Below are 22,813 nucleotides of genomic sequence, written 5' to 3'. Positions count from 1 at the left end.
ATAGGCCGCCCGCAGTTCCGCGGCCGCCTCCCGATTCCGACAGAACCATGACGCAGCCTACCCGTCGCCAGTTGGCCAACGCCATCCGCTTCCTCGCCGCCGATGCGGTTGAAACCGCAAAGTCCGGCCATCCCGGCATGCCCATGGGCATGGCCGACATCGCCGAAGTCCTCTGGAACGACTATCACCGTCACAACCCGAACAACCCGCAGTGGTTCAACCGCGACCGCTTCGTGCTGTCCAACGGCCACGGCTCGATGCTGCAGTACGCGCTGCTGCACCTGAGCGGGTATGACCTGCCGATCGAGCAGCTGAAGGCATTCCGCCAGCTGGGCAGCCACACCGCTGGCCATCCGGAGCGTCACGAGACCCCGGGCGTGGAGACCACCACCGGTCCGCTGGGCCAGGGTTTCGCCAACGCCGTCGGTTTTGCCTTGGCCGAGAAGCTGCTGGCACAGCGCTTCAACCGCCCGGAGCTGGAAATCGTCGACCACCGCACCTGGGTGTTCATGGGCGATGGCTGCCTGATGGAAGGCATTTCCCACGAAGCCGCCTCGCTGGCCGGCACCTGGGGCCTGCACAAGCTGGTCTGCTTCTGGGATGACAACCACATCTCCATCGACGGCAACACCGAAGGCTGGTTCACCGAAAACACCCCGGAGCGTTTCGAGGCCTATGGCTGGAACGTGGTCCGTGGCGTCGATGGCCACGATCCGGAGAGCATCAAGGCCGGTATCGAAGCGGCCCTGTCGCAGCACGGCAAGCCGACCCTGATCTGCTGCCGCACCACCATTGGTTTCGGCTCGCCGAACAAGTCCGGCAAGGAATCCAGCCACGGCGCACCGCTGGGCAAGGACGAACTGGAAGCCACCCGCAAGGCGCTGGACTGGAACTACGGCCCGTTCGAGATTCCCGAAGAGATCTACGCCGGCTGGCGTGCCGGCGGTACCGGCACCCTGCGCCAGGCCGAGTGGGAGCAGCAGTTCGACAAGTACGCTGCGCAGTACCCGGCCGAAGCTGCTGAACTGACCCGCCGCTCGCATGGCGATCTGCCGGCCGACTTCATCGCCAAGGCCGACGCCTACATCGCCCAGGTTGCCGCCGAAGGCCAGACCATTGCCTCGCGCAAGGCGTCGCAGCTGGCCATCGAGGCGTTCGCGCCGCTGCTGCCGGAAATCGTGGGCGGTTCGGCTGACCTGGCGCACTCGAACCTGACCCTGTGGAAGGGCAGCAAGTCCGTCGCCACCGACGATGCCAATGCCAACTACGTGTACTACGGTGTGCGCGAGTTCGGCATGACCGCGATCGCCAATGGCCTCGCCCTGCACGGTGGTTTCATTCCGTTCGACGCCACCTTCCTGGTGTTCAGCGATTACGCCCGCAATGCCGTGCGCATGAGCGCGCTGATCCCGGCCCACGCCATCCACGTCTACACCCACGACTCGATCGGCCTGGGCGAAGACGGCCCGACCCACCAGCCGGTGGAGCATCTGGCCTCGCTGCGCTACATCCCGAACAATGACGTGTGGCGCCCGTGCGATGCCGTCGAGTCGGCCGTGAGCTGGAAGGCTGCGATCACCCGCCAGGACGGCCCGAGCTGCCTGGTGTTCAGCCGCCAGAACCTGCCGCACCAGCCGCGCGACGCTGAGCAGATCGCACAGATCGAGCGCGGTGGTTACGTGCTGGCCGACGCTGCCGGCACTCCGGACGTGATCCTGATCGCCACCGGTTCGGAAGTCTCGCTGGCGACCGAAGCGAAGGCGCAGCTGGATGCGGCCGGCCTGAAGACCCGCGTGGTCTCGATGCCGTCCACCGATGTGTTCCTGCGCCAGGATGCGGCCTACCGCGAATCGGTGCTGCCGAACGCCGTGCGCAAGCGCTTGGCCATCGAAGCTGGCGTTACCGGCTTCTGGCGCCAGTTCGTCGGCCTGGACGGTGCAGTGATCGGTATCGACACCTTCGGTGCCTCGGCCCCGGCCGACAAGCTGTACCAGCACTTCGGCATCACCACCGCGCACGTGGTGGAAGCAGCCAAGGCGCTGTAAGTCCCGCTGCAATGGAATAGGGAAAAGGCCGGCGAAAGCCGGCCTTTTCTTTTCCGGGCGAAACGGATCGCCCGCCGTGCCAGCAGCTCCACGCCACGCGTGGACGCGCGTTATATCGCGTCCCGCACGTCCATCAGCGCAAACCCCAGCAGATTCAAGCCGCGCCACTGCGCCGGGTTGTGTGCGTCGGCGTGATCCTTGGCCAGGCCGATTCCCCAGACCACATCCACCGGGCTGGCTTCCACCAGCACCTGGTCTGCCGTGGCGCGCAGGAAATCACCCAGCGCCGCATTCTGCGAGAACTTGGCCCGATTGCCTTCGACCACCAACGCATAGCGCGCCTGCGTCCATTGGGCATCGTCGAAGCCTTCGATCCTGCGGCCTAGTGCCTTGGCGCTCTCCGGCGTCGCACTGGCCAGTATCTGGTCGAGAATCTTCGTGTCGCCGAACAGTCGCGCTTTGCCGGCCATCATGTAGTGTTCTGCGGTGCGGTAGTGCACGCCATCGATGCTGAAACCCGCGTCATACCACTGGCTGAAACACGACGCCGACACGCCCATGCGCGGCGGCTGGTGGCCCCAGAAGCACAGATAACGCAGGTGCTCGCCATCGGCTTGGCGGCGTTGCAGGTCATGCAGGAAACGGGAATCGTCGTTCATCGGTACAGGATAGCGCGCCGCGCCAATGCGGTAGGTGCCAACCTTGGTTGGCGCTGATCGTTGTCCGCCGGGCATGGCCCGGCGCTACCCTCCGCGCGATCACGCGGTGCGCGCCAGGGCCAGCCTCAACAACCGTGCATTGAGCCGTTCGCCGAAGTCCTTGGGCGACTGCAGTTCCATCCGCTGCAGATACACCGCGTCACCATCACCTGCAGGCTGCCACAGCGCGTCCCACACGGTACGCAGCTTGCTGCCGCGCGTCTGTGTATTGGCCTTCAGCCAGCCCAGTGCCTTCACCAGTACCTGTTCGATCTCGGTGAAGTCGCTGCCCAACGGGTAATCGGGCAGGGTGCCATCGTTGCGGAACGGCGCCAGCGCCGCCGCCAGCGCCTGGGGTGTATTGCGCTGCAGCCGCTGCGCATCAGGTTGCGCCGTGGCGGCCAGCTTGCGTGCCGAAAAGGCCTGCTGCAGCAGGGCGCCCTGGAACGGTGCTTCGGTGATGGCCGTCATCGCGTGCACGCAGTCGTCGTCGGTCAGGCCACGCACGTCGGCGATGCCGTACTCGTTGAGATAGATGTCACGCAGGTGGCGCGGAATGGTCGTGTGCCCGTAGTTCCAGCGCACGTTGGATTCGCGCTGGCCGCGGTCATCACGGGCAGCGCGGAACATCAGCACACTGCGCGCTTCCGGCAGGGCGTGCGCCATCGCCACGAAGTTGTACTGGCCACCCACGCCGGAAACCACACGGCCATCTTCCAGTGCATCGGATACTGCCGCGCCAAGCGCGGTGGCCATCATGCAGGAATTGAAGAAGCGGGCGTGACGCCGCTGCAGGCGCTCCAGCGTTTCGTTGCCACCGTACAGCTGGTTGATCTCGCTGATGCGGCGCATGCCGATCGCCCGGCATTCGTCCTCGGGCAGGGTGCGCAGCCACTCATAGAATTCCGATGAGCCCAGGTAGAACGCGCCGTGCAGGTATTCGCCCTCAGCCTCCAACGTGGCATGGTCGATGGACAGCGTGCTGCCATTCTCGATGCGCTGCATCAGTGCCAGGTCGTCATGCACTTTGCGCTTGATCACACCGGTCTGCACCAGCCGGCGGAAACCCTCGTTGAGCATTTCGCTGCAGCCGTACAGGCCGATCTCGAATGGGTCCAGTCCGCCGATCTCCTGTACCAGCGGATGGCTGGCCAGTTGCGGATCCAGCGCGTTCAACACGCGGCGGTAGCGCGCGTTGTCGGTGTGGCGCAGTACCAATGCGTGGCTGAGTGCATCGGCCAGGGTGCCGATGCCGATCTGCAGGGTGCCCCCGTCGCGCACCAGGGTGCTGGCATACAGGCCGATGGCGTAGTCGGCGTCGGCCACCGGTTGCCGTGGCAGGCCGAACAACGCCGGATACGGCGCTGGCGGGGTGATGACCAGATCGAAGAAGGACACGTCGACCGTGGCGGTGCCGCCCAGATAGGGCAGCTGCGGATCGATCTCGGCGACCAGCAGCGGGCGCGGTAGGCCGCGTGCGGTCATCGCGTCCAGCGTGTCCTGGGTGATGTCGTTGTTGCAGGACAGCGAAAGGCGCCGGTCGTCCGGGCGCATCGCCACTTTCTGCACGATCACCTGCGGCGCACGCTGGGCGACGGCGTCGGCAGCGTGGGTGTAGTTGAGGCTGGTGTAGCTGGATTGCGCCTGCCGCGAAGCGAGCAGGGCACCGGACTGCATGTAGAACTCTTCCACCTGCACGTGTGCCGGCAGCGCGTCGCGGGCGATTGCATCGGCGTAGGCCAGGCGCGGGAAGTCTTCACCGAAATGGCGGGCCGCGAACGGCGCCAGGAAACGCGCTTCCAGGCCGTTGCCCTTTGCCTGCGGCGGGTTCAGTGACAGCGCGGTATACAGCTGCAGCGGCCGCGACGGGTCCTGTTCGACGCGCGCATACAGGGCGTTGAGCAGGCGGTGTGGTTTACCCAGCGCCAGCGGCGCACCGATCCGCAGCGGCCCATCCACGCGCGCAAACAGCCAGTCAACGGCGGCGTCGAGGTCGGTGAGGTGTTCGGTCATCCGGGGCGGTCCTGCTTTGGGGAGTGCTGGCATTACAGCATGTCGGGCTTGAACCGCCGTCGACGCGAGACTTCGGCACCGGACACCATGAACTGCCCATCGCCCCGGTAATGCACCGTGCGTGGCAGCTTGGGGCGAGGCGCAACATGGGCGCGCACGATTTCCCAGATGAACAGGTTGCTCGATTCGACCTGGCTGTCGTCATGCAGGCGGCACTCGAAGCTGGAATGGCACTGCCCCACCAGCGGCGCCCCCACCTCCCGCGCTGGCATCGCATCCAGGCCGAACCGTTCGAACTTGTCCACGTCACGGCCGCTGCAGTTGCCGATATCGACCACCGTGTCCAGCAGCTCCACGCCCGGGATGTTGATCACGCATTCGCCGCTGCTGCGGGCCAGGCTGAAGCTATGGTTCTCGTTCCACAGGTAGGTGGCCACCAGCGAGGGCGAGAAGCCCATCACCATGTGCCAGCCCATCGTCATCAGGTTGCGCTGGCCTTGCCAGGCGGTGCTGACCAGCACGATCGGACCGGGTTCGAGGAAGCGCCGGGCCTGCTCGACCGGGAAATCTTTCTTGGGCAGCGCCTTCATGCGGGGCCTGGAGCGGGAGGAATCGATGCTGGCGCAGGCGCGATGAACCTGGAGTCGAGGCTTGACAATTGATCCGATTACGCCCGTAATCGAATTGTCGATTACGGATGTAAACCATGACCCCGATCAGCGAAGCCGAAGCCGTTGTGATGGAGGTGCTGTGGCAGCAGGCACCGCGTAGCGCCGACGAGGTGGTGGCCGCACTGGCGCACCGCGACTGGGCCGAGCCGACCATCAAGACCCTGCTCAACCGCCTGCTGACCAAGGGCGCGATCGCCGCCGAGCGCGATGGCCGGCGCTACCTGTACCGGCCGCTGCTGCAGCGCCAGGCCTGGGTGGAGGCGCAGAGCCAGGACTTCCTCGGCCGTGTCTTCGAGGGCCGGGTGGCGCCGCTGGTGGCGCACTTCAGCGAACGCGGCCAGCTCAGCGCGCAGGACATCGCCGAACTGAAGAAGCTGATCCAGGAGCTGGACCATGAATGAGCTGCTCGACGGACTGTGGCAGGCCAGCTTGTGGTTGGCGGTGGGCGTGGTCCTGCTGGCGGTGACGCGGCCGTTGCTGGTGCGATTGGGCGGCGCCGGGCTGGCCTACCGTAGCTGGTGGCTGCTGCCCCTGCTGTCGGCCACGCTGTTGATTCCCCTACCACAGGTCGCGCTGTTGCAGCATGTGCCGACCTTGCCGCTGAAGGTGGTGCCGGGAGCAGTGGAGGGCCTGCCTGCGTCATCTCTGCAATGGCCCTTGCTGCTTTTGGTGGTGTGGGCGCTGGGCGCGGGCGTCTGCCTGTTGCGCGACCTGCGCGCACAGCGCCGCTTCGAACGCGGCATGGGCGCCCTGCAGGCACGCGCCGATGGCAGCTGGCAGGCCAGTGGCGATCCCGGGCTGCCGGCGCTGGTGGGCCTGTGGCGGCCGCGCATCGTGGTCGGCCCCGATTTCGACCAGCAGTTCACTGCACAGGAGCAGGCACTGATCCTGCAGCACGAGCACAGCCATCGTCGCAATGGCGATCACTGGGCCAACGGCGTACTGCTGCTGATGCGCGCGGTGTTCTGGTTCCATCCGCTGCTGCCATGGGCCGCACGCCGTTTCCTGCGTGACCAGGAACTGGCCTGCGATGCCCGCACCATCGCCCCGCAGCCTGCGCTGCGCGGCCTCTACGCCAGCACGCTGCTGAAGGCGCAGCTGGTCCACCCGGTTGCGCCGGCGGTATGCCACTGGCGCAGCCAACCCGTGTTGAAGGAGCGTATCGCCATGTTGAAGCAGTCCAAGCGGAAGGCATTGCCGTGGGTGTCGGGGCAGGTGTTGGTGGTCGGGTTGTGCCTGGGGGTGGGGGCGGTGGCGTGGGCCAGCCAGAGTGGCGCAATGGCGGCCGGCCCAACCGTGGCCGTCATGGATCGCGAGATCCGGGTCGACAAGATGCCACCACCGAGCTACCCGAAGAGCGCGTTCGAGCAGAGTCAGACAGGCGTGGTGGTGCTCCGCGTCGACGTTGATGCGCAGGGTGCTGTCAGCGATGTGCGTGTAGTGAGTGCCACCAATCCGGGCGTGTTCGAAGCGGTATCGATTGCAGCAGCGCGAAGCTGGACCTATCGCCCGGCGCTGAAGAACGGCAAGCCGGTGGCGGGCGCAGTACGCATTCCGATCACCTTCGCCATGGATGAGAGCGACGACGTGACGGAGACCGCCAGGTGATGCGCATCGCGCTGCTGTTGGCAGTGGGGATGCTGGCAGGCTGCGCCACCCAGGAACGGTTGACCACCGTCGATACCCGCAATGAGAGTGTCGGCCATCAGCGCCTGCATGCGGAAGGGAAAGGCGACAGCGGCCAGGTGCAGGCGTACACGCTGGGCGCGACCGAAGGCTATCGGATGCCGCAGCTGTATGCGGCGCCGGATCCGCAGATCGGTGATCGTGACCCGCGCACCGAGCTGGCGCCGACCACGATCTGCCTGCAGGTGGTGATCGATGCCGAAGGCGCTGTCGAGCGAAGCCTGGCGCTGGTCGACCGCAGCGAATGCGCGGCAGGCGCGGCGAGCGAGAATGCGCCGCTGTTGCAGGCTGCGCAGGAGGCGGTGGCGATGTGGAAGTATTCGCCCGCCGCGGTATGCCACTTCGCCCCCGGCAAGGTGCCGAGCGACCGTGGCGACTGCCATGGCGCCGAGCGCGTCGAACCGGTGCCGGTGAGCCTGCTGTATGCCTTCACCTTCGAGATCGTAAAGGGCCAGCATGTGGTGCGGAGGGAGGGGCGGTAGCGGCAGGCCATGCTGTCGGATACGGTGATGTAACGGTTGTTGACAATGGCCGGTTTCGGGCGTATGTAGGCGGCTGGGGCTTGGGGGCGCAACGCCCTACCCAGGGGAGCCGCCAGTGCTTGGCGGATCAATCGCAGTATCAACGTGTTGACGACGTCATGGATGGCGCGTGCGCGAATCCATGCGAGGGAATACGTATGGATTCGGCATTCCGCTTGATGTCCTGCCTCCTGCCCACTCGACGCACCCAGGGAGCCGCTACGTGGCGGATGTGTCGCGAACTCTATCCTTTTTCCGCTGCACTGTTGAGCGTCATTGTCTGCTTGGCATCTGCTGAGGCTGACGGGCGCATCATCCAGAATCAGCCGGGAGCGGGTGGTGCCGGCTCGGGCGCAGGACAGGGCATCACCAACCTTCCCCGTGTGGATGCTGTCCCCGACGGTGTAGTGCCTGGGCGACTGGATGGGTTCATGGCGCTCTGGGGCGTTCCTTCAAATCTTTTCCCTAGGCCAAATCAATGGGATGACTTCGTCGAACCCAGTAAGGGAGAGCCGGACCAGTCGGGGAAGGATGCCGCCGACGAGTGCCCCAAGAGTGGCAACCCGGTGGTTCTTCGCACCGGTACGAAGGTGGAAACCGAACTGGATTTCACCGGCGGTGGTGAGATGCCATTGACGCTCGAGCGCACCTTCAACTCGGCTGTGATGGATCGCTTCAACATCTTCGACACGTGGTACAGCAACCTTGATCGGCAGTTGGTCGTCTACACAGACTCGAACGAGGCGCGCATGCGCCGCCCCGACGGTCGCTATCTGGTATTCAAGCGAGGGGGAGACGGTATTTACCGGGAGGATGGTGCTCAGCAGAGTGGGCAATTGAAGTCAGTTGCGGGCGGAAAGTGGATCTACCTGAGCCCCGACCTGACTACGGAGACCTACGAAGGCACCAGAATGGTGGAGATCCGAAACGCCAATGGAGTGCGCTGGACCTTGAGTTACGGTGGTCCTGAAGGTGCCCAGCTGCAGCGTGTCACCCATAGCAATGGCCGCTATATGGAGTTCACGTGGATCCAGAAAAATGCGCAGACTGGCGTTGATCCGCGTGTGATCAAGGTGCGGGACCCGCAGGGAAACACCATTGATTACGGCTACACCCAGGACGTGTACGGGTTCCTGGAGTCGGTTACCTACAACGGCACTCCTGCCACCACGGTCAAGTATCACTACCTGTACAAGGAGTTGGGGCAGACCTACGGACTACCGCTGCTCACGGGGAAGTCGATCAATGGTCGCCGCTACTCAATGTTCACGTACGACGAGAAGAACCGAGCGACTTCGACGGCGCATACGGGGGGCGTCGAGCGGTTTGGTTTCGCGTATGAACCGGGAGCCAATGGAGAGAGCGTTACCGTGGAGACCAACCCGCTGGGAAAGGTCGCCCGCTATCGTTTCAAGGACAGGAGACTGGTCGCCATCGAAGGACTTCCGTCGGCCAATTGTGCCGCAGGGGTTGGCGAGACACATTACGACGACAATGGGAATAAATCGCTCACGTCCGATTTCGAAGGGAACCTGACCCGCTACCAATATGACGCCCATGGGCACCTTCTTCGTCGCGAGGAGGCGAGTGGAACTCCCGTGGCGCGTGTAGCGATCTACGAGTGGGACGAGCAGAGCAATCGGATCTCCTCCGAGACTCTGCAGGGCGTGCTGGAGACCAGTTACGCCTATGACGGCAATAATCGATTGACCTCCAGGTCTGAGAAGAACCTGGTACCCGGCAATGCACAGGGGGAGGTTCAGACAACTACCTTCAGCTATCAGCTGCATCCCAATGGCCTGGTAAGCAGGATGGTCGAGGATGGGCCGGGCCCAGGGGCAGGTGATGCGGTGATATCGACCTATTCGAGCATGGGCGATCTGGTGCGGATCGAGAACAGCCTTGGGCACGCCGTCGTCATGGGCGACTACACGGGCTACGGATATCCCGGCTATTCGATTGACGAGAATGGCGTGCGTACGAATTTCACCTATGACTCACGAGGACGACCTGCCGAGGTGCGGCTTGAACTGGCCGCTGGAACGCGGACTACCCGGTACGAGTACGATGCCTTTGGCAAGCTTGCCTCAGTAACTGGCCCGGATGGTGTCCGCATTTCCAATCTCTACGACGTGGCCGGGCGCCTGCTCTCTACGTCAATGCCGGAGCCAGGCGGGAGTTTTGCGGAGACCCGGTACACGTATAACGCACTGTCACTTCCTGTCAGCGAAACCATACAGCGGGTGTTCGCCGATCCGGGCCGAGGGACTCAGCCATGACCGCGCTTTTCCGCATTGTTCTCGGAGCCCTGCTGTTGATTGTAGCGGTTGGAAGTGCCTCCGCCGAGGGATGGATCAGGCTGGACGGCCCTCCAACCAACAGCTACCAGGCCCCCGCAGTGTTCGAGTTGAAGGTGAATTGGGGAGTCACCACCACAGGTCCCAAGGCGGAGTACATCGATGGGCTGAGGCTGTTGCGCAATGGCATTGTGGTGACCATCCAGGCGGGTGGTGTATATCGCGAGGCAGGTCTCAGCCCGGGGACCTATTACTACGAACTGCGTGCCGATGCGGTGCGCAATCTTCCCGATGGCGATCAGACTCGACGGTCGTTGGTATCGGCGGTCGGTCCAATTACGGTCAATGCACCTCCGGCACCTTTCGACGGCGCCGAGTTCGTCGGTTCGACAATCCCTGGTCCCCTGCAGCATCGCACGCCCTATACGTTCACCGCGACGGTGCGCAACAGCGGAAATACCACTTGGCCGGCAGGCAATGAATATCAGCTGGGAGGAGCGCATGATAGCTACGCCAGCACGTGGTCATTCTCCAATGTTCCTGTGCCGCAGCCGGTCGCTCCAGGGCAGACGGTCACTTTCAATATCAATGTGACCACTCCCCCACCTGGCGAATATGGATTCCAGTTGCAGATGATGCGGAACGGCGTCGGGCGCTTCGGTGCTTCGTCAGGTCTGGCGACACTGTGGGTGAATGGTCCGATCAACAAGGCGCATTTTATTGATCAGAACGTGCCTTCGCAGATGGAAGCAGGGAAGACATACAACGTCTCCCTGCGCATGAACAATGCCGGAAACACTACGTGGAGTCCGGCCGCGGGCTACGCGCTGGGCGCGCTGAACAATAGCACCGTATGGGGCAGTCATCGCCTTGCGTTACCTGGTGACATTGGTCCAGGCGCCACGGCGGTAATCAATGCCCAGCTGCGTGCCCCAACCACGCCAGGCGTGTACAACTTCCAGTGGCAGATGGTGCAAGACGGGGTGGAGTGGTTCGGTGTCTACACCACCAACGTGGCTGTCACAGTGACCGCGCCTCCTTCGGTCGTCACCGGCAACATTGATGGACTCTCAAGTGATGGAACGTCATTGCGTGGCTGGGCTTGCAGCACAAGCCGCAATGATCCCATCGACGTTCATCTGTATGTCCGTGGTGCGGCAGGGCAGGGAGGAGTATTTCTCGCCAGTGCCCGCGCCGATCAGGTCAGTGAACCCGCCGTAGCCACGGCATGCAAGGCGTCCGGCACAAATTACCGCTTCACCATTCCGCTGAACTATGCCCAGCGTCGTGAGCAGGTTGGGCAACCGCTGTATGTCCACGGTATCTCGCCTGTTGGAGGAGCGAACAGCCTGATCGGTTCGTCTGGCACGTATCGCGTCCAGCCGGCACCGGTAGGCAGCATCTCTGCGAGCCCGAGTCCGTGCACGATTCCATGGGGACAGTCGACCTGCTCCACGACGGTCCAGTGGCTCGTCTCCGAAGGCGATGCGCAGCTTTGGGGGGCTGTTGGCAATGGAGCGGGCACTCAGTTGGCGTCTGGGCCGAGCGGCAGTGTCGCTCTGACCAATGTAACTACCGCCGGCATGCGCCTGTGGCTGATGAGTCGGGGTGAGAATATCGCGGAGACGGCCGTGTCGACGGTGGCCGGTGTCCAGCCAGGGGAGGTGCTCTCGCGGATCACCTACAGTTACGACGAGCTCGGCCGGATGATTGCGCGTGTTGAAGGTGATGGAACAATTTACCGTCAACGATTTGATGGCAACGGTAACGTTGTTGAGCGGATCAACGGGAAGGGTGAAAGCGAGGTCTACACTTACGATGCACTCGGGCGGCGCGCGAGCTCGAGGAACGGTGCCGGAGCAATCATTCGCTACCAGTACAATGCGTTGGACAGCATCACCGCACTCACCGATGCCAAGGGCCTGATCACGCATTACGTCCGCGATGGATTCGATCGTCTCTGGCGGCAGGAGAGTCCAGATACTGGGGTAACCACCCTTTCATACACTCCGCCGTCGAGAGTCATGAGTACCACGCGGGCTGATGGAGTGATCGTCAGTGCAATCTATGATGCGCTCGGCCGTGTTCGTTCAATCTCGTCTGGTTCTGATGAACGAATACTGGACTACGATGCATGCCCGAATGGCGTGGGCAGGCTATGCACTGCCACCGTTGCCGACTCTACATTGAAAATTGGATACGCTCAGGATGGACAGATGGCCTATCGCGAAGAGCAGCCTGCGGTTCCTGGTTTGGCAGTTGCGCGAACGGCTTTCTCCTACGATGCTGCGGGAAGGTTGTCTGAGATGGTTTACCCGGACGGCATGGTTGTAACGTATGGATACAACGGCGCATGGCTCAGATCACTCTCAGCGCGTGGTGCTGGCTGGAACAAGGAGTTCATCACCGATGCGACTTATGCGGCGAACGGTGGTTTGACTGGATGGATCATGGGTAACGGGGTGGCACATCGACGACATTATGATTCGGCAGGAAGGTTGGATGGGCGTAGGGTGCTTTCCGCGAACCAAACGACTGTGCTTGATGACATCTCCTATACTTATGACGGCGCGGGAAGGATAAGTTCCATCATTGACAACATCGATGGCGCAATGAGCCAGTCAATCGCCTACGATGCAGCCGGGCGAATTGGCACCCTTCAGCGCAACGGCGTTTCCCATTCCATGACCTATGATGGAAACGGAAATTGGTTGAGTCATTCCGACGCGGGATCATTGCGAACTTACCAGTTCGCAGAAACAAGCAATCAACTGGTGGGCTATGTAACCAGCCGTCTAGGGGATGTCGATCGCCACTACATCTACGACTCAGTGGGGAACCGAGTTGGAGAAAGCGCTGCCGGGGATCAGCGAGTCTTCTACTATGATGGATTCAATCGCCTGCAGCGCGTTGAAGTCAATGGCGTGGAGACGCGCTACACAATAAACGGAACAGGGCAGCGTATCGGAAAGTCGCGTTCCGGGGGGATGGCCACCTATGCTTACGGTGGGCAGAATCAGATTGTTGCGGAGAAGGACGGCACTGGAGCGTGGAAGAACTATATCTGGTTCGGCCAGGTGGTGGTCGGTGTCACGCAGGGAGACCAAGCCTATCAGGTCCATGCTGATCATCTTGGCCGTCCCGCATTGGCAACGGGTGCGTCTGGTCAAGTTGTGTGGCGCGCCTTCAACTATGCCTATGGAAGAACGGTCACCTTGGATCAGATGGGAGGACTCAACCTTGGATTCCCGGGACAGTACTATGATGCCGAAACGGGGTTCTGGTACAACGGCTTCCGTGACTACGACCCTGGCATAGGACGCTATCTCCAGAGTGATCCCATAGGGTTGGGGGGCGGTGTCAACCCCTATACCTATGTTCGCGGGGATCCCATCAATCTGGTTGATCCATTGGGTCTGGCTGATCGCTATGTATTCGACGGAGAGAGTTTGGTTGGTTACAACCGCTATGCGCCTCCGTCGCTCGATTCATCGCTGAAGGGTTCTGGATTGCCGGAGTGGAGGCAGGAGATACGCGTACCTGCCGTCTCCGGGCCTTGGGGCAAGGGAAAGCTGCCTGAAGGAAAGTACGGTGGTCGAAATTTGAGGAACCGCTCCGGTACAAAAGCAATGACCTGTCCAGATGGCAATGGTTGGAGTTTGGATCTGGATGACAAGGACGGGAGGAAGTTATTGCGAATTCATCCGGACGGAAATGTTCCGGGAACCGAAGGTTGTGTAGGTGTTGTATGCGGATACCATAATCAAGTTCATGACTCATTGATGAATGGTCTCCTTAGGAATGGGGGGCAAATCGAACTGGAAGTGGAGTACAAGCCATGATAATGGGTGAGAAATTGCTGCTGTTTGGGCTTGTTGCAACTCTCGCGTGTCCTGCTCTAGCGCAGCCGCGTGATGCGGGTGCCGACCTGGTGGTCATCGGGACTAGATTGATTGCCGAATACAACAGGAAGGACCATCGTTCGGATGAATCGAGCGGTGAGTTCATTGAGGATGTGGTGATTCCTGCTGTCCACAGCGTTGTTGATCGGGGCGCGGGCAAGCTCTCCGGTGCTCAATTGGATGCGTTGGCTGAATTTTTCTGGGTGGCCGACGGTCTGGCGAGTGAGGAGGTGAGCGAGATCGCAGCGGAGGTCTATTCGGTGCAGAAGGCAGGCATATGCCTGTCGCTTGCGAAGCTTGCGAAGGCGAAGCGCGCGATTGTCATCGAGCGTATCGTCAGCGGAGTGAATGCCTCTGGCGCCAAAGCAACACCAGGAACTGTGTGTCGGTAGTCGCGTGTGATCGCTCAGGAGGCAAGCAGAGCTCGCCTCCTGAGCGTCTTGTTGGCATTCCTCACGCCCCGCCCTGGATGTTCGCCTTCACCGCCGGCTGCATCAGCGCCGGTTCGGCCAGCGTCGCGTCACGGGCCTGGCGCACGCTGACGAACTCGGCTTCGGCCACGCCGTCATGCACGTGGATGTTGTGCGCGCGCTGTTCACCAATGGTGGTTTCGTTGGCGAAATCGCGTCCGCCCGGGCCGTAGTCGTGGCAGACGAATACGCGGGTGGCATCGGGCAGGGCCAGCAGGCGCTGGATCGAGCGGTACAGCTGCGCAGCATCGCCGCCGGGGAAATCGCAGCGTGCGGTGCCGCCATCGGGCATGAACAACGAATCGCCGGTGAACAGCGCATCGTCGATCAGATAGGCGATGCTGTCGCTGGTGTGGCCGGGTACGGCGATGATGCGCCCCTGCAGTTCACCCAGTGCGAAGGTCTCGCCATCAGCGAACAGGTGATCGAAGACGGCATGTTCCTCGGGCAGCTGCAGGCCATAGCGCGGTGCAAACGTGGCCTGCACCGCACGGATGCCTTCGCCGATGGCCAGCGTCGCCTGCGGGAACCGTTGCTTCAGTCGACGCCCCGCCGACACGTGGTCGGCATGGGCGTGGGTTTCCAGCAGCCAGCGCACGTGCAGCTGCTGTTGCGCGATGGCATCGAGCATCGCGCGCACCGGCGATTCGCTGCTGGCGTCGGTATCCGGGTCGTAATCCAGTACCGGGTCGATCAGCGCGGCCTCGCTGCTGGCCGGGTCGCTGACCAGGTAGCTGAAGGTGTTGCTGTCACGGTGGAAGAACGATTGCACCTGGACCGACATCGGGCACTCCTCAGCGTGTGGCGAGCACGCGGTTCAGCAACTGCGCCAGGTTTTCACCGGCCAGTCGCAGCTGCGCTTCGGCCACCGGCCGGTAGCGCGCGGTGTAGTCGTCGCCGATCTTACGCGAGGCAGGGTAAACGCCAGGTTGCACCGAAATGCGGCAGCTGGCTTCAGCCCAGCTGACCGGATCGCGCTGCGGGTTGGACTGGCGTGCCAGCTTCGGCGCCGGCAGTGCGCGCAGCACCGGCAGGTAACCGGCATCGTCGACCTTGCGGGTATTGAGCATGCCGCTGTCCCACAGCGAGTGCAAGTTGGTACCGCGGTTGCCGAACTGCAGCTGGAAATCGTTGCCGCCCTTGTCGTGGCCGTAGCCGGCGTGCATCGGCTGGTGGATGTCACCGACCAGATGCACGACGAACTTCAGTGCCTGCAGGCGCTCGCCATCGGTCAGGCTGCGGTCGCCGAGGATCGCGCTCTGCGCCTTCAGCGCTTCGACGATGCAGTTGCCGCTCTTGCAGTGCTTCGGCGCCTCGTAGTGGCAGCCATCTTCGGCGATGTTGACGTAGTGCCAACCGGCCGAGCGACGGCCCAGGCCCGGGTCCTTGGCGCGCAGCTGGTCGGCCCAGGGCGCGATGCTGGCAAGGGTGGCGCCGGGTTCGGTGGCCAGCAATCGGTCGACTTCAGCGCGCGTGGTCGGGTTGAGGCGGCTGTCGGCGACTTCGGCGACCAGGCGGTGGCCTTGCGCGCCCCAGGCATGGGCGGGGGCGGACAGGGTCAGCAGGGCCGGCGCGAGGGCGGCGGCGAGGAACAGGGAGTGCAGTGCTTTCATCCGCTCATTCTAGCCAGCGGGGAAGGTGGGTGGTTGATGGAAAGCGGCGCGTTCCTGTTCGCTGGGCAGGTGGCTGCAGGGGCAGGCGCTGCGGGACACGCCGCAAGTACGTCCCTGTAGGCTCGGCCGCGGCATTCATGCCGCGGACGGTCCCGCAGCGCCTGCCCCTGCAGCCACCATCCAACATGGCCGCGTTGGCGGATGCAAACGACAAAAGCAGAATCACAGTCAAATGCAGGATCGCATCCGGCCGATGGCAACTGGGGTCATGCGGGTGCCGGCTTCTGCTTGCGCCTGCGCGCGCGCGGAAAATGGAAGGGGTGGGGCAAGTGAATTGCTCAGGACCGTTCGCCGCATGGATGCGGCGATCGAGCCTACATGGACGTATTTACGGCGTGTCCTGAGCAATTCACTTGCCCCGCCCAAACGCAGATCCACGCTCTGCACCAACAAAAAAGCCCCGGCACACACATACCGGGGCAACATGCTGCGAGGGTTTTGCCTGTCGCGGGGGAGCGGGGGCGCAGCCCCCGCCAATCAACCCCTTAGAACTTGAAGACGTAGGACGCGCCGTAGACCAGCGGATCGATGTTGACCGTACCGATCTTTTCGCCATCCAGCTTCACCTTGCTGTCGATGTCGATCCAGCGCATGTCCACGCGCAGGGCGCCCTTCTCGCCAATCGCAAAGTCGATGCCCGCATGTGCGGCCAGGCCCCACGAATCCTGCAGCTTCAGCTTGCTGCCCGCCAGCGCACCGGTGGTGTCTTCGCTGAAGAAGGTCGTGTAGTTCAGGCCGGCGCCCACGAACGGCGACACCTTGCCCTTGCTGTTGAAGTGGTACTGCAGGGTGACCACCGGCGGCAGCTGCTTGGTGCTGCCCACTCGGCCCAGGCCGTTGATGTTGATGTCGTGCTTGAACGGCAGCGCCGCGAGCACTTCGATGCCCAGGTTGTCGGCGATGAAGTACTCACCGGTGATGGTCGGCTTGACGTCGTTGTCGACGTCGACCTTCAGCGTGCCGCCGGCCAGCCAGCCGTTGTTCGACTTCGGGGCGACCTGGTGCACGCCAGCCGAAACGGTCCAGTCGCCCTTGGACTGGGCCATGGCCGGGGCGGCGGCCAGCGACAGGGCGGCGGCCAGGCTGGCCACGATCAGGGGGGAGGTCTTGCGCATGGGGGTGATCTCGTTGCGGGGTGGATGTGGCCAGTCTCGGCCTCACGCCGCGCTAACGCTTTGATCCGGATCAAATCCTGTCCGGCCCCCGTCCCGGCGGCGGGCTTGGCCGGCGGTGGTCAAGGCCGGCCTGCTAGACTTGTGGGCCCTATCCACCCCGCCGCACCTGTCGCGGCTGCAGGAGCTTGAGAACATGGCAATCAAGGTTGGTATCAACGGTTTCGGTCGCATCGGGCGTAACGTCCTGCGCTCGGCGGTGCTGAACTTCGGCGACGACATCGAAATCGTGGCCATCAACGATCTGCTGGAGCCGGATTACCTGGCCTACATGCTCAAGTACGACTCCGTGCACGGCCGTTTCAAGGCCGACGTAGCCGTCGATGGCAAGGATCTGCTGGTCAACGGCAAGAAGATCCGCCTGACCCAGGAACGCGATCCGTCCAACCTGAAGTGGGACGAAGTCGGCGTTGACGTCGTGCTCGAAGCCACCGGCCTGTTCCTGGACAAGGTCAGTGCGCAGAAGCACATCGATGCCGGCGCCAAGAAGGTCATCCTGTCGGCACCGTCGAAGGACGACACGCCGATGTTCGTGTTCGGCGTGAACGACAAGACCTACGCTGGCCAGGCGATCATCTCCAACGCCTCGTGCACCACCAACTGCCTGGCACCGCTGGCCAAGGTCATCAATGACAAGTGGGGCATCAAGCGCGGCCTGATGACCACCGTGCATGCGGCCACCGCCACGCAGAAGACCGTCGATGGCCCGTCCAACAAGGACTGGCGCGGCGGCCGCGGCATCCTGGAGAACATCATTCCGTCCTCCACCGGTGCCGCCAAGGCCGTCGGCGTGGTCATCCCGGAGCTGAACAAGAAGCTGACCGGCATGAGCTTCCGCGTCCCGACCTCGGACGTGTCGGTGGTCGACCTGACGGTCGAGCTGGAAAAGGAAGCCACCTACGCCGAGATCTGCGCCGAAGTGAAGGCACAGAGCGAAGGCGCGCTGAAGGGCATCCTGGGCTACACCGAAGACAAGGTGGTGGCCACCGATTTCCGCGGTGAAACCCACACCTCGGTGTTCGACGCAGACGCCGGCATCGCGCTGGACGGCACCTTCGTCAAGCTCGTGTCGTGGTACGACAACGAGTGGGGCTATTCCAACAAGTGCCTGGAAATGGCCAAGGTCGTCGCAGCCAAGTAAGGCCTGCGAAGATCGTCGCGCGAACCCCGGCCTGGCCGGGGTTCGTCGTTTAAGGGGCCCGGCCTGACGTAGCATGGGCCCGTCGACCGCCGCCATCGTGGCGCGGGATCGCATTGGAAGGCGAGGAATGGAAGCACTCTTGGTCCTGGCAGTACTGGTCCTGCTGGCGATACCGCTGCTGCTGGTGGTGGCGCTGGTGATGATTGCCGGCCTGCGCCGGCGGGTCGCCGCGCTGGAGGCCGCACAGAGCGTGCAGGTCGCGCCCACTTCGGCAGAGACACTTGGCCGTGCGCCCTCGGCCGTGGCCGCGCCGCCGCGCGTGCCTTCGACATCGCGCGAGCCCGGCAGCGAGCCCCCGTTCCTGCGGCCCACGGCGGCCACGGCCCCGCCGCCGGTTGCCGCCCGCGAGGAGCTGGCGCCGCCGGCCCAGCCCGCGCGTGCGTCGCCGCCACCGCCGTTGCCACCTGAGCCCGCAGTGCCGCCCTTGCCAGCGGAACCGGCCCTGCCGAACCTGGTCGAGCGCGCGATCGGTGCGGTCAAACACTGGTTCACCCAGGGCAACGTGCCGGTCAAGATCGGCATGCTGGTGCTGTTGGCCGGCGTTGCTGCGCTGCTCAAGTACGTCAGCGACCAGGGCTGGCTGGTGGTGCCGGTCGAGCTGCGGCTGGCGGGCATCACCGTCGGTGCGCTGGGCCTGCTGGCCTTCGGCTGGCAGCAGCGCGAGCGCCGGCGGATGTTCGCGCTGGCCCTGCAGGGGGGCGCCATCGGCGTACTGCTGCTGACCATCTTCGCTGCCTTCAAGCGTTTCGATCTACTCGCGCCCGGCTTCGCCTTTGCCAGCTCGATCGCGCTGGTGGCGGGGCTGTGCGTGCTGGCGGTCGTGCAGAACTCGCGCACATTGGCGGTGCTGGGCATCCTGGCCGGCTTCATGGCGCCGCTGTGGCTGTCCACCGGCAGTGGCAACCACGTCGGGCTGTTCAGCTACTACGCCGTGCTCAACGCGGGCATTTTCGCCATTGCCTGGTATCGCCCGTGGCGTGTGCTGAACCTGCTGGGTTTCGCGTTCACCTTCGGCATCGGCACCTTCTGGGGCGTGCTGCAGTATGACGCGGCCAAGTTCGCCAGTACCGAGCCGTTCCTGCTGCTGTTCTTCGTTTTCTATCTGCTGATTCCGTTGTTGTATGCGCGCCGGCAGCCGGCCGGGCGTCGCGATCTGGTCGACGGCAGCCTGGTGTTCGGCACGCCGCTGATCGCCTTCTCGTTGCAGGCCGGCATGCTGCACGAACAGCCGATGACGCTGGCACTGTGTGCGCTGGGCCTGGCAGCGATCTATGCGCTGCTGGCACGGGCCCTGATCGCGCGTGCATCGTATACGGTGCTGGCGCAGTCGCATGCGGTACTGGCGGTGGGCTTTGCGACGCTGGCGGTGCCGTTGGCATTCTCGGCGCGGGCCACCGGTGCGGTGTTCGCGCTGGAAGGCGCCGGCCTGGCGTGGCTGGGGTTGCGCCAGAAGCGCTGGTTGCCGCAGGTGACCGGTGCGCTGCTGCAGCTCGCCGCCGCGTTCGCATTCGTGGTGGGCGCCGACCATTGGCACCAGGACCAGCGTTTCCTGCTCAACCCGACCGCGATCGGCGCACTGCTGCTGGCCGTGGCGGGTTTCGCGGCGGCGTGGAGCTATCAGCGCAGGCAGCGCCATGACATCGCCCTGGCGTACTACCTGTGGGCCCTGCTGTGGTGGTTGGGCGGTCTGGTGCATGAAATCGGCCGCTTCTTCCAGCATTCGGCGCAGGCCGACGCGGTGTTGGTGCTGGCCGCCGTCACCGCCTGGCTGACCTCGGAGGTGCAACGCCGCATGCCGGCGCGTGCGCTGGGCGTGACCGCGCTGGTGATGCTGGCAGCGGGCTTCCCGTTGGCGCTGCTGCAGAGCGATGCACACCAGCAGCCGTTTGCCGGCTATGGCGCATTGGCATGGGCAGTGTTCGCCGTGCTCGGCGTGCGCAGCCTGCTGTGCCTGCGGCAGGGCAGTGGTGGCGTGGCCCGTATCGCGCAGTTCCTGTGGTGGCTGCTGTGGCCGTCGCTGCTTTCGCTGCTGGCCCTGTGGGGCGGCGGCGACGCGCGCCTGGCGCAGGGCTGGACCGCGTTGCTGGTCACCCTGCCGTGGTTGCTGCTGGCAGCGCTGTCGCTGTGGCGCTGGAACGTGCTGCGCTGGCCGCTGGGTGCTGCGTTTGACCCGGTGCGCCTGCCGCTGCAGTGCGTGATTTTTGCGGTGCTGGCGCTGGCCTGGTTGTTCGGCCTGACCCTGGCGGGCGATGCCACGCCGTTGCCGTGGTTGCCGCTGCTCAATCCTGCCGAACTGGCACAGTGGGTCAGCCTGCTGCTGATCGCGCGCTGGCTGTATGACCCGCAGGGACCGGCGCAGCTGCAGCGGTTGCGTGTGCCGGTGCTGGCCGTGGCCGGTTTCATCGCGTTGACCAGCACCGTGCTGCATGGCGTGCATCATTGGGGCGGTGTCGCCTGGAATCCGACGATGGCCCGCTTCAGCCTGGCCCAGACCAGCCTGACCGTGTTGTGGAGCGTACTGGGCGTGATCGCCTGGGTGTGGGGCTCGCGTCGCGGCCAGCGTGTGCTGTGGATGGTTGGTGCCGTGCTGATGGCCGTGGTGCTGGCCAAGCTGGTGCTGATCGACCGCCAGCATCTGGGCAACCTGCTGGGAATCGCATCGTTCATTGCCTACGGCCTGCTGTGCACCGTCGTGGGCTACCTGGCGCCCGCGCCGCCGAGCGCGCCGCCAACCGTGGAGGAAAACCAATGAGTAAGTGGAGCCGAGCGTTGCTGCCGGTCCTGTTCGGCGTGGCCGGTGCGGTTGCCGCGCAGGCCACCGACTACCGCGCGCAGTACGCCGAACAGTGGCCGCTGAGCCTGTCCAGCGCGCAGTCCGGTGCCTATCGGGTGGTGCTGGAGCCGGCGATCTACCGCCGCGCCGGCGCCGCTGATCTGGGCGATCTGCAGGTGTTCAACGCTGCCGGCCAGGCATTGCCATCGGCGCTGCTGGCGCCGGACCAGCCGTTGGCGCAGCCGCCGGTGCAGCGCGAACTGCCGTGGTTCGCGCTGCCACCACTGGCCGAGGCCCAGCGCAACGACCTGCAGCTGCTGACCGAGCGCGATACCGACGGCCGTGTGCGCCGGGTCGAGGCCAGGCTTGGTGGTGGTGCGGTGGCGAACGGGCAGGGCGGCTGGTTGATCGATGCCAGCGTGCTTGGCCAGCAGCCGCTGGCAGCGCTGGTGCTGGACTGGGCCGAAAGTGGCCAGCCGCTGCAGGCGCAGGTACAGCTTGATGCCAGCGATGATCTGCAGCGCTGGCAGTCGATCGCCCGTGATGTCCCCCTGGTGGACCTGCAGCGTGCGGGCAAGCGCCTGCTGCAGCGACGCCTGCAGGTCGACAGCAATGTGCGCTACCTGCGGATCCTGCCGCAGGGCGAGGCGCGACTGCCGGAGCTGCGCAGTGTATTGGCCGAACTGCCGCCGGCGCCGGCAACGGTGCCCTGGGAGTGGCTGTCGCTGACACCGACCGCGCAGGGCAAGGGGGAATTCACCTTTGAACTGGATGGTCGATTCCCGGTGACCCGGGCCGACGTGGCCAGCACCGACAACAGCCTGGTGCAGTGGACCCTGTTCAGCCGCGACGACGAAAGCGCCGAATGGCAGCGCCGCAGCGCGCCCTGGATCGCCTATCAGCTGCAGCAGGGGGCGCCGGGCCAGCGCCAGCAATCGGCGGCACAGCCGTTGGGCGGCATGTACCGCGACCGCTACTGGAAGCTGGTCGCGAGCCCGTTGGAGACCACCAGCGCCCCGACCCTGCGCTTGGGCTATCAACCGGAAGTGATGGTGTTCCTCAGCCAGGGCGCAGCACCCTACGCGCTGGCCGTGGGCAGCAGCACCGCGCGCCGCGCGGAGGCGCCGATCGCGGTGCTGATCGAGGAACTGCGGCAGCGCAATGATCCGTCGTGGCAGCCGACGCTGGCACGCTTGGAGGGCAGTCCGGAGACGCTCGCCGGTGACGCAGCGCTGAAGCCGCAGCACGACTGGAAGGCGTGGTTGCTGTGGGCGTTGCTGGGGCTGGGCGTGCTGGTTGTGGGTGGACTGGCGTTGAGCCTGCTGAAGCAGAAGCCGTCGCCTTCGGCGTAGTTTGCGGCGAACGGCGCAGCCCCTCGTGGGTGGGCAGTCGTTGAGAGCAGAAGCCGTGGTCTGGCCGGGCGGGTGGACTGTGCAGGGGACGCCGCAAGTACGTCCTTGTAGGCTTGGCAGCCGCATCCATGCGGCTGACACCCCTGCCCAGCCCACCCGCCCGGCCTCTGACAGTTTCCGTGTGCGTCCACCCACGGAAGAGAAAAAAAGAAGAGCAGGAGCCAAAGCGGGTCGCTTCGCTCCACGGCCGTCGGGGGGGGGGGGGGGTGTGGGGGGGGAGAAGGGGGCGCCCCCGCGTGGTTTTTTTTGGGCCCCCCCCCCCAAACCCCGGGGGGGGGG

Annotated in this window: 16 protein-coding genes; 10 read left to right on the top strand and 6 right to left on the bottom strand. The window is 64.3% G+C overall.

Features of this window, described 5'->3' with window-relative positions:
• Window positions 1-47 precede the first annotated feature (47 nt).
• On the top strand, window positions 48-2,045 hold the full coding sequence (gene tkt, locus ACUXVE_RS18625; protein ID WP_445514928.1) for a transketolase: 1,998 nt from the start codon (window positions 48-50) through the stop codon (window positions 2,043-2,045).
• Window positions 2,046-2,155: 110 nt separating this feature from the next.
• On the opposite strand, the gene ACUXVE_RS18620 is transcribed toward tkt, so the two are convergent.
• From ACUXVE_RS18620 to ACUXVE_RS18610, 3 genes are all read right to left on the bottom strand, one after another.
• Window positions 2,156-2,704, bottom strand: coding sequence for an NADAR family protein (locus ACUXVE_RS18620; RefSeq protein ID WP_445514927.1), 549 nt, complete (start codon window positions 2,702-2,704; stop codon window positions 2,156-2,158).
• A 99-nt stretch (window positions 2,705-2,803) separates the two neighbouring features.
• Window positions 2,804-4,756: an acetyl-CoA hydrolase/transferase C-terminal domain-containing protein gene (locus ACUXVE_RS18615; RefSeq protein ID WP_222388450.1), complete on the bottom strand. Its 1,953-nt coding sequence runs from the start codon at window positions 4,754-4,756 to the stop codon at window positions 2,804-2,806.
• A 32-nt stretch (window positions 4,757-4,788) separates the two neighbouring features.
• A complete protein-coding gene (locus tag ACUXVE_RS18610; protein ID WP_093817895.1) occupies window positions 4,789-5,346 on the bottom strand; it encodes a flavin reductase family protein in 558 nt (185 codons plus the stop codon).
• A gap of 116 nt (window positions 5,347-5,462) precedes the next feature.
• On the opposite strand from ACUXVE_RS18610, the gene ACUXVE_RS18605 reads away from it, so the two are divergent.
• The 6 genes from ACUXVE_RS18605 (at window position 5,463) to ACUXVE_RS18580 (ending at window position 14,225) form a co-directional block, all read left to right on the top strand.
• Complete coding sequence (locus ACUXVE_RS18605) at window positions 5,463-5,828, top strand: BlaI/MecI/CopY family transcriptional regulator (RefSeq protein WP_222388451.1); 366 nt, start codon at window positions 5,463-5,465, stop codon at window positions 5,826-5,828.
• Window positions 5,821-7,035 carry a M56 family metallopeptidase gene (locus tag ACUXVE_RS18600; protein ID WP_222388452.1) on the top strand — a complete coding sequence of 405 codons (1,215 nt, stop codon included), beginning with the start codon at window positions 5,821-5,823 and terminating at the stop codon, window positions 7,033-7,035. The genes ACUXVE_RS18605 and ACUXVE_RS18600 overlap by 8 nt, the downstream gene beginning before the upstream one ends.
• On the top strand, window positions 7,035-7,595 hold the full coding sequence (locus ACUXVE_RS18595) for a hypothetical protein (RefSeq protein WP_222388453.1): 561 nt from the start codon (window positions 7,035-7,037) through the stop codon (window positions 7,593-7,595). Before ACUXVE_RS18600 ends, ACUXVE_RS18595 begins: the two co-directional genes overlap by 1 nt.
• Window positions 7,596-7,864: 269 nt before the next feature.
• Window positions 7,865-9,913, top strand: coding sequence for a DUF6531 domain-containing protein (locus tag ACUXVE_RS18590; RefSeq protein WP_222388454.1), 2,049 nt, complete (start codon window positions 7,865-7,867; stop codon window positions 9,911-9,913).
• Entirely contained in the window at window positions 9,910-13,773 is a 3,864-nt protein-coding gene (locus ACUXVE_RS18585) for an RHS repeat domain-containing protein (protein WP_445514926.1), read from the top strand. Before ACUXVE_RS18590 ends, ACUXVE_RS18585 begins: the two co-directional genes overlap by 4 nt.
• Window positions 13,770-14,225 (top strand): hypothetical protein, encoded by a 456-nt coding sequence (locus ACUXVE_RS18580; RefSeq protein WP_222388456.1) that lies wholly within the window; start codon window positions 13,770-13,772, stop codon window positions 14,223-14,225. Before ACUXVE_RS18585 ends, ACUXVE_RS18580 begins: the two co-directional genes overlap by 4 nt.
• Window positions 14,226-14,286: 61 nt before the next feature.
• On the opposite strand, the gene ACUXVE_RS18575 is transcribed toward ACUXVE_RS18580, so the two are convergent.
• From ACUXVE_RS18575 to ACUXVE_RS18565, 3 genes are all read right to left on the bottom strand, one after another.
• On the bottom strand, window positions 14,287-15,087 hold the full coding sequence (locus tag ACUXVE_RS18575; protein WP_312786498.1) for an MBL fold metallo-hydrolase: 801 nt from the start codon (window positions 15,085-15,087) through the stop codon (window positions 14,287-14,289).
• 10 nt (window positions 15,088-15,097) lie between these two features.
• The gene (locus ACUXVE_RS18570; protein WP_445514925.1) at window positions 15,098-15,916 is read right to left on the bottom strand and encodes a S1/P1 nuclease; all 819 of its coding nucleotides are present in this window, start codon (window positions 15,914-15,916) and stop codon (window positions 15,098-15,100) included.
• Between the two features lie 545 nt (window positions 15,917-16,461).
• Window positions 16,462-17,091, bottom strand: coding sequence for an OmpW/AlkL family protein (locus ACUXVE_RS18565; protein ID WP_093817890.1), 630 nt, complete (start codon window positions 17,089-17,091; stop codon window positions 16,462-16,464).
• 193 nt (window positions 17,092-17,284) lie between these two features.
• On the opposite strand from ACUXVE_RS18565, the gene gap reads away from it, so the two are divergent.
• The 3 genes from gap to ACUXVE_RS18550 all read left to right on the top strand — a co-directional run bounded on the left by gap (window position 17,285) and on the right by ACUXVE_RS18550 (window position 22,474).
• Entirely contained in the window at window positions 17,285-18,289 is a 1,005-nt protein-coding gene (gap, locus tag ACUXVE_RS18560; RefSeq protein WP_025874252.1) for a type I glyceraldehyde-3-phosphate dehydrogenase, read from the top strand.
• Window positions 18,290-18,416: 127 nt separating this feature from the next.
• The gene (locus ACUXVE_RS18555) at window positions 18,417-21,101 is read left to right on the top strand and encodes a DUF2339 domain-containing protein (RefSeq protein WP_445514924.1); all 2,685 of its coding nucleotides are present in this window, start codon (window positions 18,417-18,419) and stop codon (window positions 21,099-21,101) included.
• The gene (locus ACUXVE_RS18550; protein ID WP_445514923.1) at window positions 21,098-22,474 is read left to right on the top strand and encodes a DUF3999 domain-containing protein; all 1,377 of its coding nucleotides are present in this window, start codon (window positions 21,098-21,100) and stop codon (window positions 22,472-22,474) included. The genes ACUXVE_RS18555 and ACUXVE_RS18550 overlap by 4 nt, the downstream gene beginning before the upstream one ends.
• Window positions 22,475-22,813 lie beyond the last annotated feature (339 nt).

The sequence above is a fragment of the Stenotrophomonas sp. 3(2025) genome (genome assembly GCF_052665395.1).
Note: the sequence above shows the minus strand (reverse complement) of the source record. Positions and strands in the feature narration are given on the sequence as shown.